At 63.5% G+C, this 26759-nt stretch carries 21 protein-coding genes, 1 pseudogene and 1 riboswitch; of the genes and pseudogenes, 9 read left to right on the forward strand and 13 right to left on the reverse strand.

The window, feature by feature from the left end; all coding sequences use genetic code 11:
- Nucleotides 1-107: 107 nt before the first annotated feature.
- The 3 genes from NKJ11_RS03090 to NKJ11_RS03100 all read right to left on the reverse strand — a co-directional run bounded on the left by NKJ11_RS03090 (nt 108) and on the right by NKJ11_RS03100 (nt 3948).
- Entirely contained in the window at nt 108-1259 is a 1152-nt protein-coding gene (locus NKJ11_RS03090) for an efflux RND transporter periplasmic adaptor subunit (RefSeq protein ID WP_023808748.1), read from the reverse strand.
- Between the two features lie 55 nt (nt 1260-1314).
- On the reverse strand, nt 1315-1920 hold the full coding sequence (locus NKJ11_RS03095; protein ID WP_352792681.1) for a TetR/AcrR family transcriptional regulator: 606 nt from the start codon (nt 1918-1920) through the stop codon (nt 1315-1317).
- Nucleotides 1921-2295: 375 nt separating this feature from the next.
- Nucleotides 2296-3948 carry an acyl-CoA synthetase gene (locus tag NKJ11_RS03100; protein WP_352792683.1) on the reverse strand — a complete coding sequence of 551 codons (1653 nt, stop codon included), beginning with the start codon at nt 3946-3948 and terminating at the stop codon, nt 2296-2298.
- 191 nt (nt 3949-4139) lie between these two features.
- Here NKJ11_RS03100 and NKJ11_RS03105 point away from each other — a divergent pair, with 191 nt between their 5' ends.
- The 4 genes and pseudogenes from NKJ11_RS03105 to NKJ11_RS03120 all read left to right on the forward strand — a co-directional run.
- A complete protein-coding gene (locus tag NKJ11_RS03105; RefSeq protein WP_127291072.1) occupies nt 4140-5105 on the forward strand; it encodes a sugar-binding transcriptional regulator in 966 nt (321 codons plus the stop codon).
- A gap of 90 nt (nt 5106-5195) precedes the next feature.
- Complete coding sequence (locus NKJ11_RS03110; RefSeq protein ID WP_023808752.1) at nt 5196-7250, forward strand: bifunctional aldolase/short-chain dehydrogenase; 2055 nt, start codon at nt 5196-5198, stop codon at nt 7248-7250.
- Nucleotides 7251-7371: 121 nt separating this feature from the next.
- Nucleotides 7372-7632 (forward strand): type II toxin-antitoxin system ParD family antitoxin, encoded by a 261-nt coding sequence (locus tag NKJ11_RS03115; RefSeq protein ID WP_023808753.1) that lies wholly within the window; start codon nt 7372-7374, stop codon nt 7630-7632.
- 13 nt (nt 7633-7645) lie between these two features.
- Nucleotides 7646-7912 (forward strand): annotated as a pseudogene (locus tag NKJ11_RS03120) (type II toxin-antitoxin system RelE/ParE family toxin); the annotation flags it as partial.
- A 70-nt stretch (nt 7913-7982) separates the two neighbouring features.
- On the opposite strand, the gene NKJ11_RS03125 reads toward NKJ11_RS03120, so the two are convergent.
- The 3 genes from NKJ11_RS03125 to NKJ11_RS03135 all read right to left on the reverse strand — a co-directional run bounded on the left by NKJ11_RS03125 (nt 7983) and on the right by NKJ11_RS03135 (nt 11673).
- A complete protein-coding gene (locus NKJ11_RS03125; RefSeq protein ID WP_023808755.1) occupies nt 7983-9035 on the reverse strand; it encodes a substrate-binding domain-containing protein in 1053 nt (350 codons plus the stop codon).
- A gap of 51 nt (nt 9036-9086) precedes the next feature.
- Nucleotides 9087-10082 (reverse strand): ABC transporter permease, encoded by a 996-nt coding sequence (locus NKJ11_RS03130; RefSeq protein WP_127291078.1) that lies wholly within the window; start codon nt 10080-10082, stop codon nt 9087-9089.
- Nucleotides 10083-10161: 79 nt separating this feature from the next.
- Nucleotides 10162-11673, reverse strand: coding sequence for a sugar ABC transporter ATP-binding protein (locus tag NKJ11_RS03135; RefSeq protein WP_352609365.1), 1512 nt, complete (start codon nt 11671-11673; stop codon nt 10162-10164).
- 135 nt (nt 11674-11808) lie between these two features.
- On the opposite strand from NKJ11_RS03135, the gene mtnK reads away from it, so the two are divergent.
- Both mtnK and mtnA read left to right on the forward strand, forming a co-directional pair.
- Nucleotides 11809-13083 (forward strand): S-methyl-5-thioribose kinase, encoded by a 1275-nt coding sequence (gene mtnK / locus NKJ11_RS03140; protein ID WP_128302416.1) that lies wholly within the window; start codon nt 11809-11811, stop codon nt 13081-13083.
- On the forward strand, nt 13080-14174 hold the full coding sequence (gene mtnA, locus NKJ11_RS03145) for an S-methyl-5-thioribose-1-phosphate isomerase (RefSeq protein WP_352792685.1): 1095 nt from the start codon (nt 13080-13082) through the stop codon (nt 14172-14174). The genes mtnK and mtnA overlap by 4 nt, the downstream gene beginning before the upstream one ends.
- Nucleotides 14175-14182: 8 nt before the next feature.
- Here mtnA and NKJ11_RS03150 read toward each other — a convergent pair whose 3' ends face one another.
- Entirely contained in the window at nt 14183-14722 is a 540-nt protein-coding gene (locus NKJ11_RS03150) for an Lrp/AsnC family transcriptional regulator (protein ID WP_023808760.1), read from the reverse strand.
- Nucleotides 14723-14771: 49 nt separating this feature from the next.
- On the opposite strand from NKJ11_RS03150, the gene NKJ11_RS03155 reads away from it, so the two are divergent.
- The 3 genes from NKJ11_RS03155 to fba all read left to right on the forward strand — a co-directional run bounded on the left by NKJ11_RS03155 (nt 14772) and on the right by fba (nt 17929).
- Nucleotides 14772-15941 (forward strand): MFS transporter, encoded by a 1170-nt coding sequence (locus NKJ11_RS03155; RefSeq protein WP_023808761.1) that lies wholly within the window; start codon nt 14772-14774, stop codon nt 15939-15941.
- Nucleotides 15942-16006: 65 nt separating this feature from the next.
- Nucleotides 16007-16151, forward strand: a riboswitch (FMN riboswitch).
- 77 nt (nt 16152-16228) lie between these two features.
- On the forward strand, nt 16229-16702 hold the full coding sequence (locus NKJ11_RS03160; protein WP_352792686.1) for a 6,7-dimethyl-8-ribityllumazine synthase: 474 nt from the start codon (nt 16229-16231) through the stop codon (nt 16700-16702).
- 162 nt (nt 16703-16864) lie between these two features.
- On the forward strand, nt 16865-17929 hold the full coding sequence (gene fba, locus NKJ11_RS03165) for a class II fructose-bisphosphate aldolase (protein ID WP_023808763.1): 1065 nt from the start codon (nt 16865-16867) through the stop codon (nt 17927-17929).
- Nucleotides 17930-17989: 60 nt separating this feature from the next.
- Here fba and NKJ11_RS03170 read toward each other — a convergent pair whose 3' ends face one another.
- The 6 genes from NKJ11_RS03170 to ftsZ all read right to left on the reverse strand — a co-directional run bounded on the left by NKJ11_RS03170 (nt 17990) and on the right by ftsZ (nt 26635).
- Entirely contained in the window at nt 17990-19216 is a 1227-nt protein-coding gene (locus tag NKJ11_RS03170) for a VWA domain-containing protein (RefSeq protein ID WP_023808764.1), read from the reverse strand.
- On the reverse strand, nt 19209-21458 hold the full coding sequence (locus NKJ11_RS03175; RefSeq protein ID WP_023808765.1) for a DUF5682 family protein: 2250 nt from the start codon (nt 21456-21458) through the stop codon (nt 19209-19211). Before NKJ11_RS03175 ends, NKJ11_RS03170 begins: the two co-directional genes overlap by 8 nt.
- Before the next feature lie 4 nt (nt 21459-21462).
- Nucleotides 21463-22542 carry an ATP-binding protein gene (locus tag NKJ11_RS03180; protein WP_352792688.1) on the reverse strand — a complete coding sequence of 360 codons (1080 nt, stop codon included), beginning with the start codon at nt 22540-22542 and terminating at the stop codon, nt 21463-21465.
- 30 nt (nt 22543-22572) lie between these two features.
- Nucleotides 22573-24000 (reverse strand): DUF5691 domain-containing protein, encoded by a 1428-nt coding sequence (locus NKJ11_RS03185; RefSeq protein ID WP_352792689.1) that lies wholly within the window; start codon nt 23998-24000, stop codon nt 22573-22575.
- Entirely contained in the window at nt 23997-25382 is a 1386-nt protein-coding gene (locus tag NKJ11_RS03190) for an SWIM zinc finger family protein (protein ID WP_352792690.1), read from the reverse strand. The genes NKJ11_RS03185 and NKJ11_RS03190 overlap by 4 nt, the downstream gene beginning before the upstream one ends.
- 218 nt (nt 25383-25600) lie before the next feature.
- Nucleotides 25601-26635: a cell division protein FtsZ gene (gene ftsZ, locus NKJ11_RS03195; RefSeq protein WP_023808769.1), complete on the reverse strand. Its 1035-nt coding sequence runs from the start codon at nt 26633-26635 to the stop codon at nt 25601-25603.
- Nucleotides 26636-26759 lie beyond the last annotated feature (124 nt).

The raw sequence follows: 26759 nt of genomic DNA on the forward strand, positions 1-26759 counted from the left end.
GGTGGGACGCGAAATCGATGTGGGGGTTACATCAATCGAGCGTCTCGGTCGGGCGCCTGCCGCCCGGAAACCAGCGACTGCGGGAACGCGCAGCCGGTTGTCTGTCGTCAGCGCACCTGCTTGGCGTCGCCGTCTGCCGCGGATGCCGATTGCAGCGCCGTCTCACCGGCGAGCTTCACCTTCAGGTTTTCGGTCATGAATTGCGTGCCGGCGGCGACCACGACATCGCCGGGGTTCAAACCCTCTGCGACACGCACCCCATCGGCGGCGAATTCGGCGACCTTGATCGGACGGGCATGAACGGTGTCGGCGCCACGATTGACGGTCCAGACGATCGATTGCGTGCCTTGCTCGGCCAGTGCGCTCAGCGGGATCGAGACCAGCTGCCGCTCATTGGCCGCCGAGGCTTCGATGCTGGCGGTCATGCCGAGCAGCACACGCGGATCGTTGGGCAGGCTGACGCGGACGGCAAAGGTGCGTGACTGCGGATCGGCGCTGCCGGCGACTTCGCGGACCTTGCCATCGAGCGCCAGCGCATCGTCGGACCAGAAGCCCGCCTTGACGGCCTTGCCCGGCTTGAATTCGGCGATTTCCATTTCGGGAACGGCGATCAGCACTTCCTTTTCGCCGTCGACAGCGACAGTAACAACCGGCGTGCCGGAACCGACCACCTGGCCGACGTCGGCGCTGACCGTGGTGACGATGCCATCCCTGTCGGCCTTGAGATCGGTATAACCGACCTGGTTCTTCGCCTGAGCAAGTGTCGAAAGGGCGGAATCACGCGTGGCGACCGCTTGGTCATAGGTCAAGGTCGCCTGTTCGAGTTGTGATTTCGGGGCAAAATTCTTGGCAAAAAGCTGCTCGGCACGCTTGCGGGCAAGCTCCACGGTCTCGACCTGCCGCTCGGCGGCATCGAGCGCTGCCTGCGCGCTCTTGACCGAGAGGTCGTAGTCAATGGGATCGATGCGGGCGAGCACATCGCCCGAGGCCACATGCTGGCCGATATCGACGAGGCGCTCGGTGATCTTGCCATTGACGCGGAACGCCAGAGCGCTCTCGGTGCGGGCCCGCACCGACCCGGAATAGGAGAGCATGCGGGTGTCATGCACCTTCGCGATCTCGACAACCTTGACCGGACGGATGATATCCTTGACTTCGGCTTTTTCCTGGCTGCAGCCGGCAAGCCCGAGAGTGGCGGTGACAAGCAGCACCGGGCCCACAGCCGGCAGCCTGCTGATGATTGAACTGAACGAAGACACGCGCGTACTCCCGAAATGGAGATGAATCGTTGAACCGGCGCCCGGCGGGCGGCAGCTACTTCAAAGCCTTGATTGCATAATCGATGAGGTCGTCAGGCATTGCCCGGTTGGTCTTGGCAAGGCATTGCGCCACCATCTGCGGATGACACAGGATGACGGTCGCGGCGCCGAAACAGCGAGACGCGATCACCGGATCCTGTTTTCTGAACTCACCGGCCTCGATGCCGTCACGAATGATTTCCGCAAACAGGTCGTGAATGCTGTCGACATGCTTGTCGATCACACCCCAATCCCGTTCGAGGGCGACGATGACCATCTCGTGGACCTTTTGGTCGTCGAGCATGACCTCCATCGTCATCTTGTATTGCGCATGCACGTAACGCCGGAGCCGCTCCTCGGCGCTGATCGGCAGGCGCGAAATCTCGTAGGCCATCTTGTAGCTGGCACCGAGCATCCGGCCGCAGACGGCCTGGTGGATTTCGACCTTGGAGGCGAAGAAACGATAGATGTTGGCCGGCGACATGCCGAGCTCACGCGCGATGTCGGCGACATTGGTCTTGCCGTAGCCATAGTGCCGGAACAAGCGCTCGGCGCAATCGAGAATGCGCGTTACATTTTCCTGTCGGGCGCCTTCGGCGACTATGGTGGCGGCTTCGGACATGATCCTCTGTCAATTTACGAGTGACGAATTTCGATTTTCGTCACTCGTAAATTGAAAAGAGCGGCCTGTCAACGCGGATTCGATGTACGCGTACGAATGGTGACAGATGGTGACAGATGGTGACAGTGAGAAGGTGGAATCGACGATCGCTATTAGCGGCTGGCCCTGATGAATTCGTCATCCTAGGGCGAAGCAAGGAGCGAAGCGACGCGGCGCAGACCCTAGGATCCATGCCGCGACGTCTGCTGAAGAGTGTGGCGGATCAAGAAGTTACGCTGGTAAGCGCGCCCTGTCATCCTCGACGTTGGAGCATGGCTGAGAGGTCACGGCATGGATCCTAGGGTTTCCGCGACGTCGCTTCGCGACTGCTCCACCCTAGGATGACGAAGTCAGGTCCTTTGCCATCTCGCGCAACCGGAATTTCTGGATCTTGCCGGTCGAGGTCTTCGGGATTTCGGCGAAGATGACCGCCTTCGGCACCTTGAACCGGGCAAGCAGCGCGCGGCAGTGATCGATGATCTCGGCTTCGGTCGCGATCTTGCCGGGCTTCAGCTCGACATAGGCGACAGGCACCTCGCCCCATTTGTCGTCGGGCCTGGCGACGACGCCGCAAGAGGCAACCGACGGGTGCTTGTAGAGCGCGTCCTCGACCTCGATAGAGGAAATGTTCTCGCCACCGGAGATGATGATGTCCTTGGAGCGGTCCTTGAGCTGGATGTAGCCATCGGGGTGCATGACGCCGAGATCGCCGGAATGGAACCAGCCGCCGGCGAAGGCTTCGTCGCTCGCCTTGCGGTTTTTCAGGTAGCCCTTCATGACGATGTTGCCGCGGAACATGACCTCGCCGATGGTCTCGCCATCGGCCGGTGTCGTCCGCATCGTCTCGGGGTCCATGACTGTCAGGCCTTCGAGCGCTGCATAGCGCACGCCCTGCCGCGCCTTCCTGGCGCTGCGCTCGCCCTTTTCGAGATCATCCCAGGCGCCATGCCATTCGTTGACGACCGCCGGGCCATAGGTCTCGGTCAGGCCGTAGAGATGGGTGACGGCAAATCCGGCATCCGCCATCCCCGATAGCACCGCTTCCGGCGGGGGTGCTGCGGCGGTGTTGAAAGTGACCGTCTGCGGAAATACGCGCTTGTCCTCGTCCCTGGCATTGATCAGCACCGACATGACGACCGGCGCGCCGCACAGATGGGTGACGCCCTGATCGGCGATCGCATCGTAGACCGGCTTCGGCCGCACCCAGCGCAGGCAGACATGGGTGCCGGCCTGGACTGCGAGCGTCCACGGAAAGCACCAGCCATTGCAGTGGAACATCGGCAGCGTCCAGAGATAGACGGCGTGCTTGGCCATGCCGGCATGAATGGTGTTGGTGTAGGCCATCAGCGCGGCACCGCGATGGTGGTAGACGACGCCCTTCGGATTGCCTGTAGTGCCGGAGGTATAGTTCAGCGAGATCGCGTCCCACTCATCGTCGGGCATCGACCAGGCGAAGTCCGCGGCGCCCCCAGCGATGAAGTCCTCATAGTCGAGCGAACCGATGCGCTCACCCTTCGGGTACGGCGCGTCGGCGGCGTATTCGGGATCGTCATAGTCGATGACCAGCGGCTTGACCTTGGCCAGTTCCAGGGCCTGTCTGACGACGCCGGAGAATTCGCGGTCGACGATCAGCACCTTGGTCTCGGCATGATCGAGCTGGAAGGCGATGACCGCGGCATCGAGGCGGGTGTTGAGCGAATGCAGCACCGCCTTGGTCATCGGCACACCGAAATGCGCCTCCAGCATCGGCGGCGTGTTTGACAGCATGACGGTGACGGTGTCGCCCTTGCCGATGCCGCGCCTGTCGAGCGCCGAGGCAAGCTTCAGCGACCGCTGCCAGAAGGTGCGATAGTCGATGCGCTGGCGGCCATGGATGATGGCGATATGGTCGGGATAGGTCTTGGCCGCGCGCTCCAGATAGGTGAGCGGCGTCAACGGCTGATGGTTGGCCGCGTTCTTGTCGAGATCCTGTTCGTAAGGACTGCCCATCCCATGCTCCCCCGCGGTTTTCTTTCAGACGTTCTAATCACAGGCTCGGGCCGCGTCACCACAAACGATGCCACGACAGAGCGCATTCGGCGCAATGATGAACCAGATTCGGCGTAAGCGGGAGCATCGCATACCTCTGCCCAGTTTGACTTTTGTCGAGAGCCGTGAATAATGTCAGCCGAGGAGACGGCATGGCGATCCGACCGGCAGAACAGCTCATCCACAAGGCCGCCTGGCTCTACTATGCCCATGGCCTGCGGCAGGACCAGGTGGCGAGCCAGCTTAACATTTCCCGTGCCTCAGTCGCCATGTACCTGCGCAAGGCACGCGAGACCGGCATCGTCAACATCTCGACTTCGACCCAGCTTTTCACCGACGACGTGCTGGCGCGCAAGCTCGAGGATGCGTTGAGCCTCGACGCCGTCTGGATCGCACCGGAGAATGATCATATTGCCGACCCGTCGACGGAAATCGCCGTGCTGGCGGCGAGCGTCTTCCTCGAACTGGTCAAGAAGGGCGACCGCATCGGCGTAGCCTGGGGCCGCACCGTCTATATGATCGCCGACGTCATGTCCTATGCCGATCTGCAGGATGTCACGGTGGTGCAGCTCTGCGGCAATCTCGGCGCGCCCTATTCCTACCGGCCCGACCAATGCACGATGGAGATCGCTCGGCGGCTCAACGCCAAGGGACTCAACTTCTACGCGCCGCTGGTGCTGTCGACGGAAGAGCTGGCGCGCGCGCTGCGTGCCGAGCCGGTGATCCGCGAACAGCTCTCAGGTGTGAGTGAATGCGATCTGGCGCTGTACTCGGTCGGCGCGGTCGACGCCGACAGCCATCTGGTCAAATGCGGCGCGCTGACGCCCAGTGAAATGGCGGATCTGCGCAGCCAAGGCGCTGCCGGCGTGATTGCCGGGCAGATCATAGACGCCGAGGGCAAGGTGCTCGACTGCAGTTATAACAGGCGGGTGATCTCCGCCGAGCTTGCCTCGCTGCGCGCCATCGCCAGGCGGTTGGTGGTGGTGCAGGAGGACAGCAAGTTCGAACCGCTGCTCGCGGCGATCGCCGGCGGCCTTTGCACGCATCTGGTGGTCGGCGCGCACATGGCGCAGCGGCTCCTGGACCATGCGGCTGCCACCATAGAAAAGGCCTCCTAGAACCCCCCCTCTCCGCTGCCGGCGCATTGTCATCAAAGCGTCGCGGCAATCCTGTTTCACCAACAAAGACAGCAACCGGACGAAGCGAACATGAAGAATTTGTGGAATGACGAAGCAGCCGAAAAACTCGTCGCCGACTACGCAAAAAAGGGTGTCGGCCGCGACCTGGCGCTGCGCGTCTACACGACCCGGCTGCTCGGCGGCGAACCACGGCTGGTCCTGCATGGCGGCGGCAACACCTCGTGCAAGACGACGGCAACCGACCTCGTCGGCGACCAGTGGGACGTGCTGTGCGTCAAGGGCAGCGGCTGGGACATGGGCGTCATCGAGCCGCAGGGCCTGCCGGCGGTCAAGCTCAAGCCGCTGCTCAAGGCGCGCGCGCTGAACAGGCTGGCCGACGAGGACATGGTTGCCCTGCAACGCGTCAACCTCATCGATCCGTCCTCGCCCAACCCGTCGGTCGAGACGCTGCTGCATGCCTTCCTGCCGCACAAATTCGTCGACCACACGCACTCGACCGCCATCCTCGCCATCGTCGACCAGGAGGACTCCAAGCCGCTGGTGAAGACGGTTTTCGGCAGCAAGATGGGTTACGTGCCTTATATCATGCCCGGCTTCGACCTCGCCAAGGCGGCGGCCGACATCTTCGATGCCGACCCTGATGTCGAAGGGTTGATCCTCGACAAGCACGGCATCTTCACCTTCGGCGACGACGCCAAACAGGCCTACGACCGGATGATCCACTATGTGAATGTCGCCGAGGACTTCATTGCCGCAAGCGGCAAGCCGAAGGCGGCAAAGGCAGTCTTGCCGGCAAAGCTCGCGACACCGGCGTCCATTGCGCCGATGCTGCGCGGAGCGGTGGCGGTAGCGCGCGGCGAAGGCCGCTTCGACCGCATGATCTCTGACTTCCGCACTTCGCCGGCAATCGTCGATTTCATCAATTCATCCGAGATTGCCGATTATGCCGGACGCGGCGTGTCGACACCCGATCTGTCGATCCGCATCAAGACCGGGCCGATGGCGCTGCCGGCGCCCGATGCGGACAAGGCCGGCGACTACAAGGCGGTGATCAAGAGCCATGTCGACGCGTTCGCCAATGATTATCGCGCCTATTTCGAAACCAATGATTCGCTCGACGACGTCAAGCGCACCATGCTCGACCAGATGCCGCGGCTGACGCTGGTGCCCGGCCTCGGCATGTTCGGCCACGGCCGCACGCTGAAGGACGCGAAGATCGCCTCGGATGTCGGCGAGATGTGGATCGAGGCGGTGCGCGGCGCCGAGGCGGTCGGCCGTTTCCACCCGCTCTCCAAGGCCGATCTGTTCCCGCTGGAATACTGGTCGCTGGAACAGGCCAAGCTCGCGTCCAACAAGCCGAAGCCACTGACTGGCCAGGTGGTGCTGATCACCGGCGGCGCCGGCGCGATCGGCGCAGCGACAGCCAAATTGTTCGCCGACAATGGCGCCCATGCCGTCGTCGTCGATCTCGACGCCGAAAAGGCTGCCGACGCGGCGAAGAAGGCCGGCAACAACTCGATCGGCGTCGCAGCCGACATCACCGACCCGGCGCAGGTGCGTGCCGCCTTCGACAGAGCCGTCGCCGTGTTCGGCGGTGTCGACATCATGGTTTCCAATGCCGGCGCGGCCTGGGAAGGCCGCATCGGTGAGCTCGACGACGCACTCCTGCGCAAGAGTTTCGAACTCAATTTCTTCGCCCATCAGTCGGTGGCGCAGAATGCCGTGCGCATCATGCTCGAGCAGGGCACAGGCGGCGTGCTTTTGTTCAACACCTCCAAGCAGGCGGTCAATCCAGGTCCGAAGTTCGGCGCCTATGGCGTGCCGAAAGCAGCGACGCTGTTCCTGTCCCGGCAATACGCGCTCGACTATGGCGCGCATGGCATCCGCTCCAACGCCGTCAACGCCGACCGCATCCGCTCAGGGCTTCTGACCGACGCCATGATCGCCAGCCGTTCGGGCGCGCGCGGCGTGTCGGAGAAGGACTACATGTCCGGCAACCTGCTCGGCCAGGAAGTGACGGCGCAAGACGTGGCGCAGGCCTTCCTGCATCACGCGCTGGCCGACCGCACCACCGCCGATGTGACGACGGTCGATGGTGGCAATATCGCGGCAGCGCTGCGGTAGGAATCCTGCCTTGATCACCCTGCTGCCGCCAGGCAGCGGGGGCAAGGCGCGACGTTAACTCCTAACAATAATTGTTAACTCTTGTTAGGTGTGGTACAGGCTGGCAATGAAACCTGAACCAATGCGTACCCTTACCATATCCCTGACCCCTCAGCAGGTTGCTCGCCTGCAAAGCGCCGTCGAAGGCGGCGGATACGCCTCCAACAGCGAGATTGTTCGTGACGCCCTTCGTCTGTGGGAGCAGCGCGAAGAATTGCGAGCCTTGGAACTCGAACATTTGAAACGGGCCTATGCCGATGGCATGGCCAGCGGCAAGCCGGTGGAAGTCGAACCCGCCGAGTTTATACGCGGCCTGAAGGCAGAACGCCGCGCTCGTAGCTAGATATCGGCTCACACCACGCGCCTCGCAGGATTTGCGAGACATCTGGCACACCATAGCAATCGACAATGAAAAAGCGGCGGACAAGCTGCTCATGCGCATTTTTGACAAGCTGGAACTGGCGACCCAGCACCCCAAGATGGGCACGGCCCGACCGGAATTGAGCGTGACGGCCCGCGTGCTCATCGAAGGCCGCTATATCGTCATTTACGAGCCGCAATCGGATGGCGTGCTGGTCGTCGCGATTGTCCACGGAATGCGCGACCCGGAACACTGGCTGTAATCGGGAGAGGTGGAGCATTCACATGGAAAGAGCGGCACGAGCGCCGCCCTTTCTTTGTCAGAGGTCCAACTTACTTCGCGTTCGGGTTCGGCATCCAGGCCGGCATCGCGACATCGGCGTGGGCGAACTGCGGCAGCTTGGCCGACAGGTCCTCCATGTTCTTGATGTCCTTGTCGATGAGGTCCTTCTGGGTGATCAGCGTCGGCGGCACGACGACGTTGTGGCCGGGATCTTCGCCGGCCAGCAGCTGCGCCAGCGCACGCACCGAGACTTGGCCGACGACGGCCGGATTGGTCGCGGCGGTCGCGGCCCAGGCGCTGTCGGGCTCACGCATCGCAGCGATATCGGACGTCGAGATATCGGCCGAATAGATCTTGATGCCCTTGTTCAAGCCTGCTTCATCGACAGCGATTTTCACGCCCTTGGCGAATTCGTCATAGGGAGCGAACATCACCTTGATGTCGGGATGCGCCGTCAGCACCGAACGCGCCTGGTTGGCGACGGAGTTGGCAATCGGATTGTCGAGCGTGCCGAACATCGCGACTTCCTTGATGCCGGCATACTTCTTCTTGACGTCGACCCAGGTCTCGTTGCGGCGGTCGAGCGGCGCGATGCCGGCGACATAGACATAGCCGGCATTCCAGCTTTCGCCATTGTCCTTGACCGCCTGCTCGAGCGCGAGGCGCGCCAGGTCGCGGTCGGACTGTTCGATCTGCGGGATCTTGGGATTTTCGACATTGACGTCGAACGCCACCACCTTGATGCCGGCGTCGACCGCACGCTGGGCGGCGTCCTTCATCGATTCCGTCAGGCCGTGCTGGATGATGATACCCTGCACGCCAAGCGCGATGGCCTGATCGACCATGTCGGACTGAAGGGCGGCATCCTGGCGGCTGTCGAGGACGCGCAGGTCGATGCCGAGCGCCTTCGACTGCGCCTCGACACCCGAGAGATAGGCCTGGAAGAAGTCGCCGGTCGAGAGATAGCGCACCAGCGCGATCTTGACGCCGGGCTTGTCAAAAGGCGCCGGCTTGTCCGCGGCAAAAGCCGGGACCTGCATCAGCATGGTTGCGCCGGCCAATCCGAGCGCCACCTTCCCCAGAAGTCTTCTTGTAATGCTCACTTTGTTTTCCTCCACTCTTGTTGAACTCGAAAATCCTGTTCCGGTCGAAAGCTACCTCCTGCCCCTGCCCGAAAGCGCAAAGGTGAAGACAAGGGCGACGACCAGAACCACGCCCTTGACGAAATCCTGCGTGTAGTAAGGCGCGTTCATCATCGTCAGGCCTTGCAGCAAGATGCCGACGAACAGCGCACCGATGGCAGTGCCGAAAGCGTTCGGCTTGGCGGCGCCAAGCACCGCGTACCCGATCAGTGCCGCGGCAACCGCATCCAGCAGCAGATTATTACCCGAGGCGATGTCACCGCGTCCAAGCCGGGCAGCGAGCAAAATACCGCCGATCGAGGCAAAAACTCCTGAAATAACGTAGGCCCAGATCTTGTATGCCTTGACAGGCGCACCGGCGAGTTCGGCGGCACGCTCATTGCTGCCTACGGCATACATCATGCGCCCGAAACGTGTGTATTCGAGGAAGAACCAGATCAGTACGGCGAGCACGAGCAGCACGACTACCGACACCGGAATGAGGTTCGGGATGAAGAAATCGAAGCGGTGGCGGCCGAGCGCCAGGAAGGCGTCGGAGAATTTGCCGTTGGCGACCGAACCGTCCGGCATGGTCATGCCGGTGGCGATCGAGCGGCCTTCTGTCGGAATGCGCTGCAGGCCGACCAGCAGGAACATCATGCCGAGCGTCGCCAGCAGATCGGGCACGCGCATGTAGACGATCAGCCAGCCATTGATCAGGCCGACAACGGCGCCGATCAGCAGGCAGACGACGACCGCGACAAGGGCGTTCTGTTCCAGCACCACCATCACATAGGCGGCCGCCATCATGGCTGATGTAGCGACCGATCCGATCGACAGATCAAAGCCGCCGACGACCAGCGTGGCGGTGACGCCGAGCGCCAGCACGCCGGTGATGGCGACTGACTGGAAGATGAAAACGGCACTTTGCGGCGAAACGAAACCGTCGGCGGCGATCGAGAAATAGGCGACGAGCCCGAACAAGAGCACGATGAACCCGTAGCGGATGGCGTGGTCGCGCAATGTCATCCGGCGCTCCCGCGCGCTGCTGCCGTCTTTACCCAACCCGAACCCATGCTCTCTCCATTCCAATTCCTATCGCCCACGCTCAGGCCGCACTGTGCAGCGGCCCGCCGGCGACCTCGGCCAACAGACGGTCGAGATCGACATCGGCATTGCGGTGCTCGCCGACGATGGTCTGTTCCGACATGACCAGGATGCGATCGGCGGTCTCCAGCGCCTCATCGAGCTCGGTGACGAACAGCAGCGTGGCGCGGCCGTTTGCACTGGCCCTGAGCTTGGCGGCAATGTCGCGCCGGGCCGAGATATCGACGCCCTGAAACGGCTCATCCAGAATGAACAGTCTTGCCTTCTGCGCCATCCAGCGGGCGACCATCACCTTCTGCTGGTTGCCGCCGGACAGCTCCGACATCTCGTCCTTCTCGGAACGGCAGACGATGCTCAGTTCCTCGATCTGCCGGCGTGCCGTGGCGCGTTCGAGGCGGCGCCTCAGGATGCCGAAGCGCGACATGCGCTTGTGAAACGGCAGGCTGATATTTTCCTGGATGTTGAAGCCTTGGACGATGCCGTTCTCGCCGCGGTCCTTGGCGACGAGGAACACGCCGGCGGCGATCGCCTCGCCGGCTGTTTCAGGCGCATAAGGCCTGCCGTTCAGCGTCATTGTACCGGCGAGCGGCTGGCGCACGCCAAACAGCGTCTCGGCAAGCGCCGTCTTGCCGACGCCGACGAGGCCGGTGATGGCAACGACCTCGCCGTCGCCGAGCGTCAGCGAAATCGGCCGAGCGCCGTGTGCAATGCGCAGACCTTCTATCTTGAGGACGGCCTTGGCCGAATTCCTGACGACGATCTGGTCGAGATGGATCTTGCGGCCGAGCATGGCGTTGACCGCGCCTTCATAGTCGAGCGGCTTCTTGTCGAAAATGCCTGAGATGATCCCGTCACGCATCGAGACGATGCGATCGGCCAACCGCCTGATGTCCGACATGCGATGCGAGATGTAGAGGATCGCCACGCCCTGCTCGCGCAGCCTGTCGATCAGCGCGAACAGCCGGTCGGCCTCGGCGCTGGAGAGCGATGAGGTCGGCTCGTCGAGGATCAGCACTTTCGGCTTGTGCGCCAGCGCGCGGGCAATCGCCACCATCTGACGATCGGCCAGCGAAAGATCGCTCACCCGCGCCTTCAAATCGATGGTCAGCCCCATGCGCTCGGCAACCGCCTTGGCCTCCCGCCGCACGCGCATTGGATTGAACAGGGTCGGCGCACCGCTGCCGCTCAGTCGGTCGAGGGTCAGGTTGGTGGCGACGTCGAGATCGGCGACGACACCGTCGTTGATATTCTGGTGCACGGTGACGACGCCGGCGCGGATCGCTTCGGCAGGGGTTTTCGGTGCGAAATCCTGGTCGGCGAGCGTCATCGTGCCGCCGCCGCGTTCGTAGACACCGGAGATGATCTTGACGAGGGTGGATTTGCCGGCGCCGTTGGCGCCCATCAGCACGGTGACTTCGCCGGCATGCAATTCGACCGAGACGCCGCCTAGCACCTCGTTATGGCCAAAGGATTTCCTCAGTCCCTCTACGCGGAACACGGCATTACCGACCATGCGTTCCTCCCTGACATGACGCTATGGGCTGCATCGGCAATTGTCAACACGATTGACAATTGCCAGATCGCTTCCTAGCTTGGCCCAGCCGCCATGCGTCCGTTATGTTCGGAGCGCATAAGCGGGAGGATGACGATGACTGAAAAATTGCCGTTCGAAGCACTATCGGTCGAAACCCTGGCTGCACGCCTTGGCGGCAACGAGGCGCTGTGCGCGAAGATCGGCAAGGACACTGGCGCCTGGAAGGTCCGCGAGGTCGGCGACGGTAATCTCAACCTGGTGTTCATTGCCGAGGGCGCCAATGGTGCAGCCGTCGTCAAGCAGGCCCTGCCCTATGTTCGCCTGGTCGGCGACAGCTGGCCGCTGCCGTTGAAGCGCTCCTTCTTCGAATATCACGCGCTGACCAGGCAAGAGGCGCGCGCGCCAGGCTCGGTGCCGGCGATCCATTATTTCGATGAAGGCCAGGCGCTGATCATCATGGAATATCTTGCGCCGCCGCACATCATCCTGCGCCGCGCCCTGATCGACGGCCGCCAGCTGCCGAACATTGCCCGGGACATCGGCCTGTTCATGGCCCGCACGCTGTTTCGCGGCTCCGACCTGCACATGGCCGCCAAGGACCGCAAGGCCGATCTGGCGCTGTTCGCCGACAATGTCGAGCTCTGCGACATCACCGAAAGCCTGGTGTTTTCCGACCCCTATTTCGACGCCAAGATGAACCGGCACACCTCGCCGCAGCTCGACGGCCTGGTCGCCGAACTGCGCGCCGACCGTGACCTGAAGGTCGAGGCGCAGCGGCTGAAGCACATCTTCGCCGCCAATGCCGAAACGCTGCTGCATGGCGATCTGCATTCCGGCTCGATCATGGTCACCGACACCGAAACCCGGATGATCGATCCGGAGTTTGCCTTCTACGGCCCGATGGCCTTCGATGTCGGCATGCTGCTCGCCAATTTCTGGATGTCCTTCTTCTCGCAGCGCGGCCACGAGCAGGAGGGAAAGCGCGACGCCATGCGCGCCTATCTGCTCGGGGTGACGACCGAGACCTGGGCGGTGTTCCGCGCCGAGTTCTCGCATCTATGGCGGACCGAACGCACCGGCATGCTCTACCAGAGGAGCCTGTTCGAGGATCAGGGCGACAGGCTCGGTGCCGAGCAGGCGCTCGACCATGTTCTGCACCAGATGTGGACCGATTTGCTCGGCTTTGCCGGCATCGAGGTGCACAGGCGCATCCTCGGCCTCGCCCACAATGCCGATTTCGAGACCATTGCCGATGAGGATTTGCGCGCCAGTTGTGAGGCAAAGGCGCTGAAATTCGGCCGTCACCTCGCCGTCAACCGGCGCCAGATCCACAGCATCGACGAGGTCAACCAACTGGCCGCGCTGATCGAACAGGAGAGCAGCCTTTGAACGTCGGCGACCGCCACTATCGCACCATCTGGCTGAGCGACGAGGGCCGTTCGGTCGAGATCATCGACCAGCGCTGGCTGCCGCATGATTTCCGCATCGAAACGATCGGCACGGTCGACGGCATCGCCACCGCCATCCGCGACATGTGGGTACGCGGCGCGCCGCTGATCGGCGTCACCGCTGCCTACGGCGTCGCCATGCAGATGGCCGACGATCCGTCGGATGCAGCGCTCGACGCCGTGTGGGAGACCCTGCACGAGACACGGCCGACGGCGATCAATCTGCGCTGGGCGCTGGACGAGATGCGGCGCTTCCTGCGGCCTTTGCCTCCCGAACAACGCGCGGCAGCCGCCTATCGGCGGGCCAGTGAGATCGCCGACGAGGATGTCGGCCTCAACCGCGCCATCGGCGAGAACGGTCTCGCCATCATCAAGGCGATCGCTGCGCGCAAGCAGAAGGGCGAGCCGGTCAACATCCTGACCCACTGCAATGCCGGCTGGCTGGCCACCGTCGACTACGGCACCGCCACGGCGCCGATCTACCTGGCCACGGAAGCCGGCATTCCGGTCCACGTCTATGTCGACGAGACACGGCCGCGCAACCAGGGCGCCCAGCTGACCGCCTGGGAGATGGCCGGCCACGGCGTGCCGCACACGCTGATCGTCGACAATGCCGGCGGCCATCTGATGCAGCGCGGCGAGATCGACATGGTCATCGTCGGCACCGACCGCACCACGGCCGACGGCGATGTCTGCAACAAGATCGGCACCTATCTGAAGGCACTCGCCGCCGCCGACAATGATGTGCCGTTCTATGTCGCGCTGCCGTCGCCGACCATCGACTGGACGGTGCATGACGGACTGGCCGAGATCCCGATCGAGCAGCGCTCGGCCGACGAGGTCTCGCTGGTCTGGGGCAAGACCGCTGCCGGCGAGATTGCCCAGGTGCGCATTTCGCCGGAGACGACGCCTGCGGCCAACCCGGCCTTCGACGTGACGCCGGCGCGGCTGGTCACCGGCCTGATCACCGAGCGCGGCGTTGCCAAGGCATCGCGCGAGGGATTGAAGGCGATGTTCCCCGAGCGGGCGTAGCCACGTCCCTAGTACAGAGGCTCGGCCATATGCTTCGGCGTCGGCCATGTCTCGGTAATGCCCGGCTGCACCGGCCGCTCCAGATAGGTCGATAAAACCACATAGCTGCGCGTCGAGGTGACGCCCGGCGTTTCGTACAGGCGCGCCAGAAGGCCTTCGAGTGCTCTGGTGTCTTCCGTGCGGACCTTCAGCAGCATGCAGGTATCGCCGGCGACGGTATGGATTTCCTCGACCTCGGGATATTGCGAGACCGCCATCAGTTCCGGCGTCTTTCCCCAGCCCCTGGTGTCGATATGGACAAAGGCAAGCAAAGGCTTTTTCACCGCCCGGGGATCGATGATGGCGACCGTGTTGCGGATGGCGCCGCTGCGACGGAGCCGTTTGACCCGCTCATGCGCTGCGGGTGGCGACAAGCCGACGCGATCGCCGAGTTCGGCGTAGCTGATCGTGGCGTCATCGACCAGGACGCCTAATATTCTTCGGTCAATCGCGTCGAGGTCGCGGGCAGTAGCCTTGTTCTGCGGAATACCATCTGTTTCTTCATCCATGGCGAAATTCCTGGTTCTCCACTGAATAGAATACGGCCATTATGCTGATATGTCGAACATTGATCAAGTTGCGCCATTGACTGCCCGAGCCCCGATCCCGGCGCTTGCCTATCTCTTGACGGGCTGCATCGCCGTCATCGGCTCGAACTCGCTAGTGCTGGGTCCGATCGCACCGGCTGTCGCCTCGTCGTTCGGAACCAGCGTGCCGGCCGTGATGATTGCGGCGGCCGCGTTCGGCCTCGGCACCTCGGCCAGCGCCCTGTTCCTGGCCCGCTACATCGACCGGCTCGGCGCACGCCGGATGCTGCAGGGCGCACTGTTGCTGCTGGCACTAGCGCTGGTGGCGAGTGCCGCCGCACCCACGGTGATCATGCTGGTCTCCGCACAGCTGCTGGCCGGCATCGCTGCCGGGATCGCCATGCCCGCGATCTATGCCAGCGCCGCGGCCATCGCCCCACCGGGCAGGGAGAGCGGCACGATCGGCGTCGTGCTGACCGGATGGACGCTCAGCATGGTCGCCGGCGTTTCGCTTTCGGCCGTGCTTGCCGATCTTGTGCATTGGCGCGCCGTTTTCGCAGCGGTCGCGGTGCTTGCGGCCATTGCATGGATGGGGCTGACAGTGACGTCGCTTAGCGACATCAGGAAGGCCGGACCGGCGCCCGCCCCGCTGGAAGCGCTCGGCATTCCCGGAATCCTGCCGCTGCTGGTCGCGTGCGCGGCCTTCATGACTTCGTTCTACGGCGTCTATGGCTATCTCGGCGACCATCTTCATGTCGGGCTTGGACAGCCGGTGAGCGCCAATGGCCTGGCGGCGCTTGCCTACGGCATAGGCTTCGGCACCGCTGCTCTGCTCGACGGCGTCATCGACAGACTGGGTGCGCGGCGCGTCATGCCATTCGCCTATCTTCTGGTTGCCGTCGTCTACGTCGCGATGGCCACGACGAGCGGCAGTTTCGGGCTGACCTTGACCATGGTGGCGATCTGGGGACTGGCCAATCATTTCGGCCTGAATGTCCTGGTGATGCGCCTGTCGGCGCTCGATCCGTCGCGGCGCGGCACGATCATGGGCCTGAACAGCGCGGTGACTTATCTCGCGGTCTTCGTCGGCACCACCAGCTTCGGGCCGCTCTACTCCAGCTTTGGTTTTGCCACCTGCGCAATGGTCGCGGCATTGCTGATGCTGGTTGCCGCTTCGGCAGCGGCGTGGCGCACGCGGTAGTCGACGTGCTTGGCCCAACCTTCCCACGGTTGACAGCAGCGCCCTGCCCTTTCATACAAAGCCGTTAATGTTCTCAGGGCGGGGTGAAAGTCCCCACCGGCGGTAAGGGTTTTACCCAAGCCCGCGAGCGCCCTCCGATGGTCGGAGGGGTCAGCAGATCCGGTGTGATTCCGGAGCCGACGGTTACAGTCCGGATGGAAGAGAACGAAACGTAAAACGGACCGCCCCGGCGGGCCGGATTGCGTATCGTGCGTCCTGATTCTGGTTCGAAACGGAAGGATGGACCCATGAATCAGCATTCCCACAAAAACTATGAAACGACCCGCATCGCCGTTATCAGGGCTCGCTGGCATGCCGATATCGTCGACCAGTGCGTACAGGCCTTCGAGGCGGAACTGGCTAACATCGGAGGCGAGCGCTTCACCGTCGATGTCTTCGACGTGCCGGGCGCCTATGAGATTCCGCTGCATGCCAAGACCCTGGCCGGAACCGGCCGCTATGCCGCGATCCTCGGTACCGCCTTCGTCGTCAATGGCGGCATCTACCGGCATGAGTTCGTCGCCAGCGCGGTGATCGACGGCATGATGAACGTGCAGCTGTCGACTGGCGTGCCGGTGCTGTCGGCGGTGCTCACCCCACACAACTACCACGACAGCGCCGAGCACCACCGCTTCTTCTTCGAGCACTTCACGGTCAAGGGCAAGGAAGCGGCGAACGCCTGCGTGCAACTCCTGGCGGCGCGGGAGTTGATCGCGGCTTAAGTCACCAAAACGGCCGGATTTCAACCCTGCAACAAGAATTGCGATCGAGAAGAGCTCTGAAGGTTGCGGTTCCGTTGAAATCCCGCCAGAAGCATCAAGGGCCGACCGGCAACCGGCCGGCCCGCGACGTTGCGCTTGAAACCAGATACGGGAGACTATTGGGTGGCTCGCATAACACTGAGACAATTGCTCGACCACGCCGCCGAATACGGCTACGGCGTGCCCGCTTTCAACATGAACAACATGGAACAGGGCCTTGCCATCATGGAGGCCGCCGAGGAGACCCAGTCACCGGTCATCCTACAGGCAAGCCGCGGCGCCCGCGCCTATGCCAATGACGTGGTGCTGGCCAAGCTGATCGACGCGCTGGTCGAAATCCACCCCGACATTCCGGTCTGCATGCATCTCGACCATGGCAATAACGAAGCCACCTGCGTCACCGCTATCCAGTACGGCTTCACCTCGGTCATGATGGACGGGTCGCTGAAGGAAGACGGCAAGACGCCGGCCGACTACGCCTACAATTCCGGCATCACCAAGCGCGTCGTCGACATGGCGCATTGGGGCGGCGTGTCCGTGGAAGGCGAGATCGGCGTGCTCGGCTCGCTGGAGAGCGGCGGCGGCGAGCAGGAAGACGGCCACGGCGTCGAAGGCGCGATCAGCCACGACCAGCTTTTGACCGATCCCGAACAAGCGGTCGAGTTCGTCAAGGACACCCATGTCGATGCGCTGGCGGTTGCCATGGGCACCAGCCACGGCGCCTACAAATTCTCGCGCAAGCCTGACGGCGCAGTGCTGGCCATGAACGTCATCGAGGAGATCCACCGCCGGCTGCCGAACATGCATCTGGTCATGCACGGCTCGTCCTCGGTGCCCGAGGACCTGCAGGAAATCATCAACAAATATGGCGGCCAGATGAAGCCGACCTGGGGCGTGCCGGTCGAGGAAATCCAGCGCGGCATCAAGCACGGCGTGCGCAAGATCAACATCGACACCGACAACCGCATGGCGCTGACCGGCGCGATCCGCAAGGTGCTGACCGAGAATCCAAGCGAGTTCGATCCGCGCAAATATTTGACACCGGCCATGGCCGCCATGCGCAAGCTCTGCAAAGAGCGCTTCGAACAGTTCGGCACCGCCGGCAACGCGCAGAAGATCAAGCCGCTGCCGGTCGCCGAAATGGCCAAGCGCTATAAGTCGGGCAGCCTCGACCCGAAGTTCGGCTGAGCTCCAGCGATTTATCCCAGAGCTGCCAGAAGCATCCTGGCAGCTCTGGCGACGGCTGTTTTACTCCGGAGTCTCGGCCTCGGCACGAACCAGCTTGATATCTGCGCCAGCCGCCCATGCGCCGATATCTTCCCGACGCAATGCCGCCGCCATCATGTCTGGAAACAGATCCGGCGTGCAGGCAAAAACCGGAATGCCGAGGGCGGCCACCGAGCCTGCCATCTTCGGGTCATAACCCGGCCTGCCCTGGTCGGTCAGCGCCAGGAGCACCACGACGTTGACGCCGGAGCGAACGAGTGCAGCAAGCCGCTGCAGCAATTCCTGCCCGTTGCCGCCCTCATAAAGGTCGGTGATCAGCACCATATGCGACTTGGTCGGCCGTTCGATGCGGTCCGCGCAATAGGCCACGGCCTGGTTGATGTCGGTGCCGCCGCCCAGCTGCACGCCGAACAGGACTTCGACAGGATCGCTAAGCTCCTCGGTCAGATCGACGATTGCCGTGTCGAAGCAGACAAGCTTGGTCCGCACCACCGGCAGGGAGGCCATCACCGCCGCGAATATCGAGGCGTAGATTACCGAGCTTGCCATAGAGCCCGACTGGTCGACGCACAGCACCACCTCATCCAGGTCGACCAGCCTTCGCTGTTTGCGCATGAAGCCGACCAGCTTCTCCGGCACGATGGTCTTGTGCTCGGGCTGGTAATGGCGAAGGTTGGCTGAGATCGTACGCGGCCAGTCGATGTCGCGCTGGCGTGGGCGGTTGGTGCGCTGCGATCGGTCGACCGCGCCGCGTATCGCCTCGGCTGTCTTCTGTTCCAGCCGCTGCATCAGCTTGGCAACGATATCGGCGATGATCGTGCGCGCAATGTCCTTGGTCTTGGCCGGCATGACCGAGCGGAGCGAAATCAGGTCGGCGACGAGATTGACGTCGGCCTCGATCGCTTTGAGGAATTCCGGCTCCATCAGCATCTGCTTCAGGTTGAGCCGTTCGAAGGCATCCTTCTGGACGATCTCGACGACCTGTGCGGGAAAGAACGACCTGATATCGCCCATCCACTGTGCCACCCTTGGCGCCGATCGGCCGAGGCCGCCGCGCCGCTTGCGCGGATCGGCAGCCGCATCGCCGGCACCATCGCCGTAAAGCGCATCGAGCGCCGCGGAAAGCCGCTTGTCGGTGTCGGACAGCGCTGACGAGGTTTCCTCATCGGCACCGATCGCCATGCGCCAGCGGCGCTCGCGTCCGTCGCCGGCTTGGATTGGCTCGCTGATTTCGGCCTCGTCATCCATTGCCGGCCTCGCTCATCAGCAGGGGTCCAAGCCGTTCCAGGTGCCGGCGCCACGCTTCGCCGCCATCCGGAGTCGGCGTCAGTCCGGCAGGCAGCCGTGCGGTGCGGCCGAGCACCGCTTCGATCAACCGTCGCCGCTCCATCGAGTCCAGATGCGAAAAGACCCGGCGCAGCAACGGCAGATGGGCAATGAAGGCCTCTTCGTCGAGGGATGCGAGCCAGGCATCCACCGCACCGCGCAGGCCCTCGTCGTAGATCAGCCGTTGGCCGGCAGTGCTGAAGAAACCCTCGAAGAACCCTGCAGCCTCGGTGACCGGCGTTCCTGGAGACAGACGTCGTGCGATCAGACCGGTTGCCGCGTCGGCTGACAAATGGCCGGCTTCGTAGAGCAGATGCGCGGCACAGCCTGCCACCAGCGCCGTCGAGCGCGATCCATCGAGCACCGCAGCCAGTCCATTGCGCCAGATGTCCAGCACGTCCTGTTCAGGCTCGACCAGACTGATCGCTTCGTCGGCCTTGCGCATGGCGCCGACCAGCGTCGTGGATGCCTGGGCATCGAGGTCGCGGGCGGCATAGGCAAGTGCGATCCCGCCTTCGACGATCAGCCGCTCCAGGAGGCCGGACAGACGGGCGGTTTCCGTCTTGCGAGCCTCGCCGTAGCGGATGATGTCGGCGAGCGGCGGCACCGATGTCAGGATTTCCAGGCATTCGCTGCTGCGCGCCGCCCGTTCCTCCAATGCCGCGAGACCGGCCGCCGACGCTTCCGACAGGTTTGCCGTGATGGCGCCCTGGACCAGTGCGGCCATCGCATCAAGAGACGTCGCCGCGCCGATCATCTGGATCAGCCGGCCATTGGCCGCCTTTTCGATGGTTGGTCCGTAGACCAGGTTCTCGACCAGTCGAACGGCATATTCAGGTTCCCACGACAGCATCCAGCGCTCGCGAAAGGTGCCGCGGCTGCGGCCGCTGTCGGTCAGCTTGCCCCAATGCACGCCAAGCACGGACAGCCGGTGCAGCAAGGTCGATCGAAACAGCCCGCTTTCGCTGCGCAGGTCGACCGACAATTCACGCTCCAGCGCTTCGGGCTTCAGCCGCGCCGCCTTCTGGCTGCGCTGCAGGTCCTCGATCAGCGGCGCCAGCGGCGTGTCCGGCGGAATTTCACCGACATCGGCGCCCAGCAGCAATTCGGCTTCGACCAGCGCCCACAGCAGCGCTTCCCCGTTGAACAGGGCGGCGATCGCGGCGTCACGCAATTCCTCGAACCCGGGCTTTGGCCGTTCACGGATCACAGCCAGCGTGCGGGCCAGCCGTTCGGCTTCGATCAGCGAGGCGGTCGAGACCATGTGCCCCTTGGCCCTCAGGACCGCCGCGATCTTCGCCAGCCACAGGACCGAGGAGTCCCCTTGCCCGCGCGTCTGCCACAGATGCTTGCACCAGCCGGGCGCGACAACGCCGGCGCCATAACCGAAGCCCAGCGCCAGGCGCGGCCCCGTCCACGGCGCCCAGGTCATCATGCTTTTGCGGCGGGCGAGCCCCTTGAGTAGCGCCTGGTCCTCCTTCAGCGGTCGCGTCGCCTGCAGTGCCGGCACATGGAAGGCACCGCAAACGATAGCGATCGGCCCATCGAATTCCTTTCGCGCGGCGGCGATTTCAAGTCGCATATGCGCTTCGCGCTTTGCCTCGAATTCGGCAAGCGGACCTTCGCCTTCGCGCAACGTCGTCATCGCGTCGGCTATTGCCGCGAAGATTGGGCCGGGCTCAGGGTTCTGCTCGATGATATCAGCCCACCAGCTTTCGCCATCTTCATAGCCGGCAGCTTGTGCCAGCGTTCCGATCGGGTCCCGCAGATGCGGCGCCAAGTCAGCCTCAACGCTGGCTTCCGTTCCATCGCTATCGGTTTCCCCCACGGCCTCAATCGGCGCAGTGCGGGCTGAAGACGGCAAATCGATGAAGCGCACTGCCGCATTGTTGGTGACGGCCCAGAGCGTCGCCTGGTACTCCGGCGAGAATTCGGCGAAGGGCCAGAAGCTTGTCGAGGCCGGATCGTCTTCGGGATAGCAGAGCAGCGCCACCGGCGGCTGCATTTCGGGGTGGGCCAGCAACGGCAGCAGCGGGCTGGCGTCGGCCGGTCCTTCGATCAGCACGGCGACCGGTTTCAACTCCTGCAACGCCTGCACCAGGCTGCCGGCGGAGCCTGGCCCGTGATGGCGTATGCCGAAATAGGAAACGTCGCTAAGCGCCATGGCGTCAGATCGCCGCGTTCAAGGCCGCGTAGTAGCCGGCATAGTCTGGCCGCTTCTTGAGCACGGTTTCCAGATACTCCTCCAGCACCAGTTTGTCCTGCACCGGATCCTTCACGATCGCACCGACGAGGCTGGCGGCAAGACCTTCGGCGCCGAGCTTGCCGCTGTCGAACCAGGCCGCCTGGCTGAGGCCGCCGACCATGGTGGCAATGGCTTCGGCCGTGGACAGCGAACCGGACGGCGTCTTCAACGTCACCTTGCCGTCGGCTGTAGCGCCGGAGCGCAACTCGCGAAAAATGGTCAGCACGCGCGAGATCTCCTCACCGACATTCTTCGGCACCGGCAGGTCAAGACCGCCGGCCATCTCGCCGACCCGCTTGGAGACGATCGCCACTTCCTCCGCCATGTCTTCGGGCAAGGGCAGTACGACGACGTTAAAGCGGCGCTTCAACGCCGAGGACAGCTCGTTGACGCCCTTGTCGCGGTTGTTGGCGGTGGCAATGATGTTGAAGCCGCGGTGCGCGTAGATCGAGGTGTTGAGTTCCGGGATCGGCATCATCTTTTCGGACAGCACGGTGATCAGCGTGTCCTGCACGTCGGAGCCCATGCGCGTCAGCTCCTCGAGGCGGCAAAGCTTGCCGTCCTGCATGGCGCGGTAGAGCGGCGTCGGCACCAGCGCGTCCTGGCTTGGGCCCTTTGCCAGAAGCTGTGCGTAGTTCCAGCCATAGCGGATCTGGTTCTCGTCGGTACCAGCCGTGCACTGCACGATCAGGGTCGAATCGCCCATGATGGCGGCGGCGAGATGTTCCGACACCCAGGATTTGGCCGTGCCGGGGACACCCAGCAGCAACAGCGCGCGATCGGTGGCGAGCGTCGCCACCGCGGTTTCCATCAGCCGGCGCCGGCCGACATATTTGGGCGTTATCACTGTCCCGTCGTCAGCCTTTCCGCCGAGCAGGTAGGTAAGGACCGCCTTTGGCGAAAGGCTCCATCCGGCAGGCCTTTGCCGGTCGTCATTGCGCGAGAGCGCCTGCAATTCGGCGGCATAGGCCTGCTCGACCGGAAGACGGATGGCTGCGTTCATTAGCTATTCTCCGGATTGATCATGTGTCGGTTAAGGTTCGGCCAGCGCTGCGTTGAGGCGCAGAAGACCGAGTGATGGCGCTGCCGGCGCAATACCGGCCGCAACGACGTCTCCGATCAATTTCTCCGCCGTCGCCGCCGTGGCGAGAAAGCCCATAGTTTCCAGGAGCTGGTCGACGCCTCGCTTCACAGCGTCATCGTTTCCTGCAACAGCGGAGCGAAGCGCCGGGAGCGTCTGGCCGTTTGTCAGGTCGGCCCATTCCAGCCAGCTTGCTTCGAGGCCCTCGGCCAGATTGATCGCGCCGAGATGTTGCGTGTCCTTCAGGATCGACCTGACCAGGACGCGCTTCCTGCGGCTGTCCAGACGCGCCATGAGGTGGAGGACGAAGAGTGAGGGCTTGCCACCTTCGGCGACAAGCATATCCGCCATGTGCGTCACCGCGGCGTCGCTGCCCGACGCGGCGACCATTCGGGCAACAAGGATATCGGCATTGTTCTCAGCGCCGAATTGCCACGCCTCGATAAACTCGGATTCGGTGGTGCCGAAGCGCGTGGCGAGGTCGACCAGGTTGCAGGTCTCGAACAGTTCGGCGCGACGTCTTTCCTGCGCCGGCGATTTGAGTTTTGCCGGCGTGTAGGTGGTGCGGCGGCGGATGAAGCCGGATTTGCCTTCCGCGATGAAGGCAGCGAGTTCGGCCGTCGGATCTTCCGGCCCGCCATCGCCTGGCGAGCCGTGCTCTCCCAATCTTGCCAGCAACCGGCCAGCGAGCTCGCGCAGCTTGCCGGAACGATCGGCGGAGAGGCTCTTCAGGAACGGCACGTCATCAGCGCCCAGGCCGAAGCGCAACAGGTCGACGAGTGCAATCCTGATCTCCGCCGGCTCGCCGGATGCCTTGGTTTCGATCAGCTGCCTAGCCGAAGCCGGTGCGGTGCGGCGCATATCGGCGAGCGCGGTGCGGCGTGCGGCGGGATAGAAGTCATCCCAGTTTTCCACCGTCAGATGCTCCTGGCTTGCAGGTTTTTCGCCGTCCGCGCCTGCCTGCCAGTCGACCCAGGGTGCATAAACGTCCGGACTGCTCTGATCCGACGCGGCTGGCATCCAGTCCATCGGATGCAGCACGAAGCCGCGGCTGGCGACGAGCGTGACAACACGCGACTTGCTTCTTGTGTCGGCGGCATGCTTTAGCGCGGCTCGCAATAGCGGCCGCAGCCGTTCCGGCAGCATCGGCAAGGCGAGTTCGGGCAATTGCGGGCGGCGTTTCAGCGTCTTCGGCGCGGCTGGCCGCAAGGCGATGTCGAGAGCTTGTGCGGCGATCGCCAGCAGCCGGCGTTCGCGCTCGTCGGGGCTGGCACTGCCGGCGATCTCCTTCCACGCGCCCGGAGCCAGGTCGAAGGTGGTCCCGCCGGTGATCCAGCAGTCGCGCATGGCCGCCAGGCCGGTCTGCTCGATCTCGTTCACGACAGGTCAAGCCTTCCGAAACCGCTTTGCGCCGCCAGCAGGTCAAGCCGGCTGCCATTCCAAAGTGCTGCCGTTGCCATAAGGTCCAGCCCAAGCAGCGTTGGATTGACGGTGTCGGCAATCGGCAAGGCGATACCATGCGGATCGCCGGCGGCTTGCCACCAGGCAGCGCCCCGATCGTCCAGCAGGATCGCGCCGGGCGGCAGCATGACAGGACAATCGGTGAGCCAAGGGGCTGCGTTCTGGTGAGCAGCATGCGCCGCGAGCGGATCGGCTGTGTGAAAGCCGAAATCGGGCCACTCACCTGTCGGGACGTCGCCCTTGCGGTCCGCCACCAAGGCCCGCAGCGGCTGGCGTGCCGGGTAAAAGACCAGCCTGGCATCGAACCGGTCGCCCGGTGTGAAGGCGTTCGACCGGCGACCGGCCGAGGCCGGAAAATAGTCGAGCAAGAGAGCAAATTGCGGGCTCGCGCTCTTCAGGTCGAGGAGCCAGGTCGAATGGCTGACGAGACCGTCACGGCGCGACTCGATCTTCTCGCCAAGCACCTCCCAGACGCTTTCGACCTGTTTGGCATCGGGATTGGCCAGAACCTGCTCACGGCTTTCGGACGTCGATACGAGCCGCCTCAGTTCGGCGTCTCCTGGTGTCGATCGCCAGGCCTTGACCACCAGCACAAGCTTGCCGAGTTCGCGGAGCGCCGCGTCCGGGCGCTCCTCGCTGCGCAGCCCCATCAGCCGTGACGGAATCTCGTCGATGCGGCCGGCAAGCGCTGTCGCCTTCATGTCGACCAGCCGTGCCGCAATCCGGCGGCAACGGTCACTGCTGTTGTCGACAAAACCGGCCAGGCCAAGCCGCAACTGGTCAGCGATCCATTGATCCAGCTCATCCAACGCCGCCGACACCGCGGATTGCGTATCCAGCGTCCGCTTGCGCTGCGCTGCCTCGCGGCGCTCGACCGCAGCGGCGTCCTCGATGTCTGCGCTTTCGTCGTCGCGCGAGGCCTCGCCAATGCTCTTGCCTCCCGCACCGGGCGCTGGCGCCGCCGGCTGTGGCGAGGCCTTCCTGCGGCGGCCGAGCCAATCATTCACCCATTCCGGGGTCGAGCCTGCGGGGGTAAAACTGGCCGGCGTGGTGGCTGCAATCCACATCAGCGCCAAAGTGTGCTTGCAGGGAAATTTCCGCGACGGACAGGTGCATTTGTAGCCATGGTCGCCGGTGTCGACGACCACACGATACGGATTGGAGCCGGAACCCTGGCATTCCCCCCAGAGGAGCCCCAGCTGATCGCTCTTCTCGAGCCGTGGCCAGTTCGATTGCCTGGTCAACCTGGAAGCGGCGCTCAACGACGCCTGATCGGGCGCAAGCGCTTCGATGGTTTTCAAGTCGAATTCCAAGCCGCGCCTCTCGTCGCTCGAACGATACGGGTAGCCAGTATAGATGGCCGTCCATGACGGATTCTTGTAGCAGCAACCGTACAGAGATCGATACAGCTGAACACAATAGTTGCGCCAGTCAATCTGATCCGTCGGCAATGCCATTGCTATCAGCGATGTCTCCCCCGAGAAATTATCTCTTGGCGAGGATAAACGCGCGATATGACTTATTGAAGCGTCCGCGCCGGCTGACCGGCGTGGTCGCGTGCGATGCCGGCTTCGGCATCCTCGGCGCCAAAAGCACGGTCGAGGCCCGTCGCCACGACCGAGACCCTGAAGCGGCCTTCCATGCCCTTGTCGAAGATGGCGCCAACGATGATGTCGGCATCCTCGTAGACCTCTTCGCGGATGCGGGTGGCGGCCTCGTCGACCTCGAACAGGGTCATGTCCCTGCCGCCCGATATCGAGACCAGCACGCCCTTGGCGCCTTTCATCGACACTTCGTCGAGCAGCGGGTTGGCGATCGCGGCTTCGGCCGCCTTCATCGCCCGACCCTCGCCGGAGGCCTCACCGGTGCCCATCATGGCGCGGCCCATGTCGCGCATCACCGATTTGACATCGGCGAAGTCGAGATTGATCAGGCCTTCCTTGACGATGAGGTCGGTGATGCAGCTGACGCCGGCATAGAGCACCCGATCGGCAATGACGAACGCATCGGCGAAGGTGGTCTTGGCATCGGCGATCCGAAACAGGTTCTGGTTCGGGATGACGATCACCGTGTCGGCGCTCTCGCGGAGCCGCTCGATGCCCTCTTCGGCCATCTGCATGCGGCGCCGGCCTTCAAAGGCGAACGGCTTGGTGACGACACCAACCGTCAGGATGCCGGCCTTGCGTGCCGCCTGGGCGATGATTGGAGCCGCACCGGTTCCCGTGCCGCCGCCCATTCCGGCGGTGACGAAACACATATGCGTACCGGCCAGATGGTCCATGATCTCGTCGAGCGATTCCTCGGCCGCGGCGCGGCCGATCTCGGGAAGCGATCCGGCGCCCAATCCTTCGGTGACGTGGGCGCCAAGCTGGATCAGCCTGGACGCCTTCGACATGGTCAGCGCCTGGGCGTCCGTGTTGGCGGCGATGAATTCAGTACCCTGAAGCTGCTCCGCGATCATGTTGTTGACGGCATTGCCACCGCCGCCACCAACGCCGATCACGGTGATCTTGGGTCTCATCTCGGAGATTTCGGGCTTCTTGAACTCGGCCATGCCTGTGTCTCCTTCGCCAATTGCGCGCGCTTCACGACCCACCCGCAGACTGCCTTGAAACCTTGCAATCGAGCGGCATGATGCGAATCACTCCGTTGCGATGGGTAGCCCAAAAAGCCAGACA

The organism is Mesorhizobium sp. M0243 (genome assembly GCF_040321775.1).
GTDB lineage: Bacteria > Pseudomonadota > Alphaproteobacteria > Rhizobiales > Rhizobiaceae > Mesorhizobium.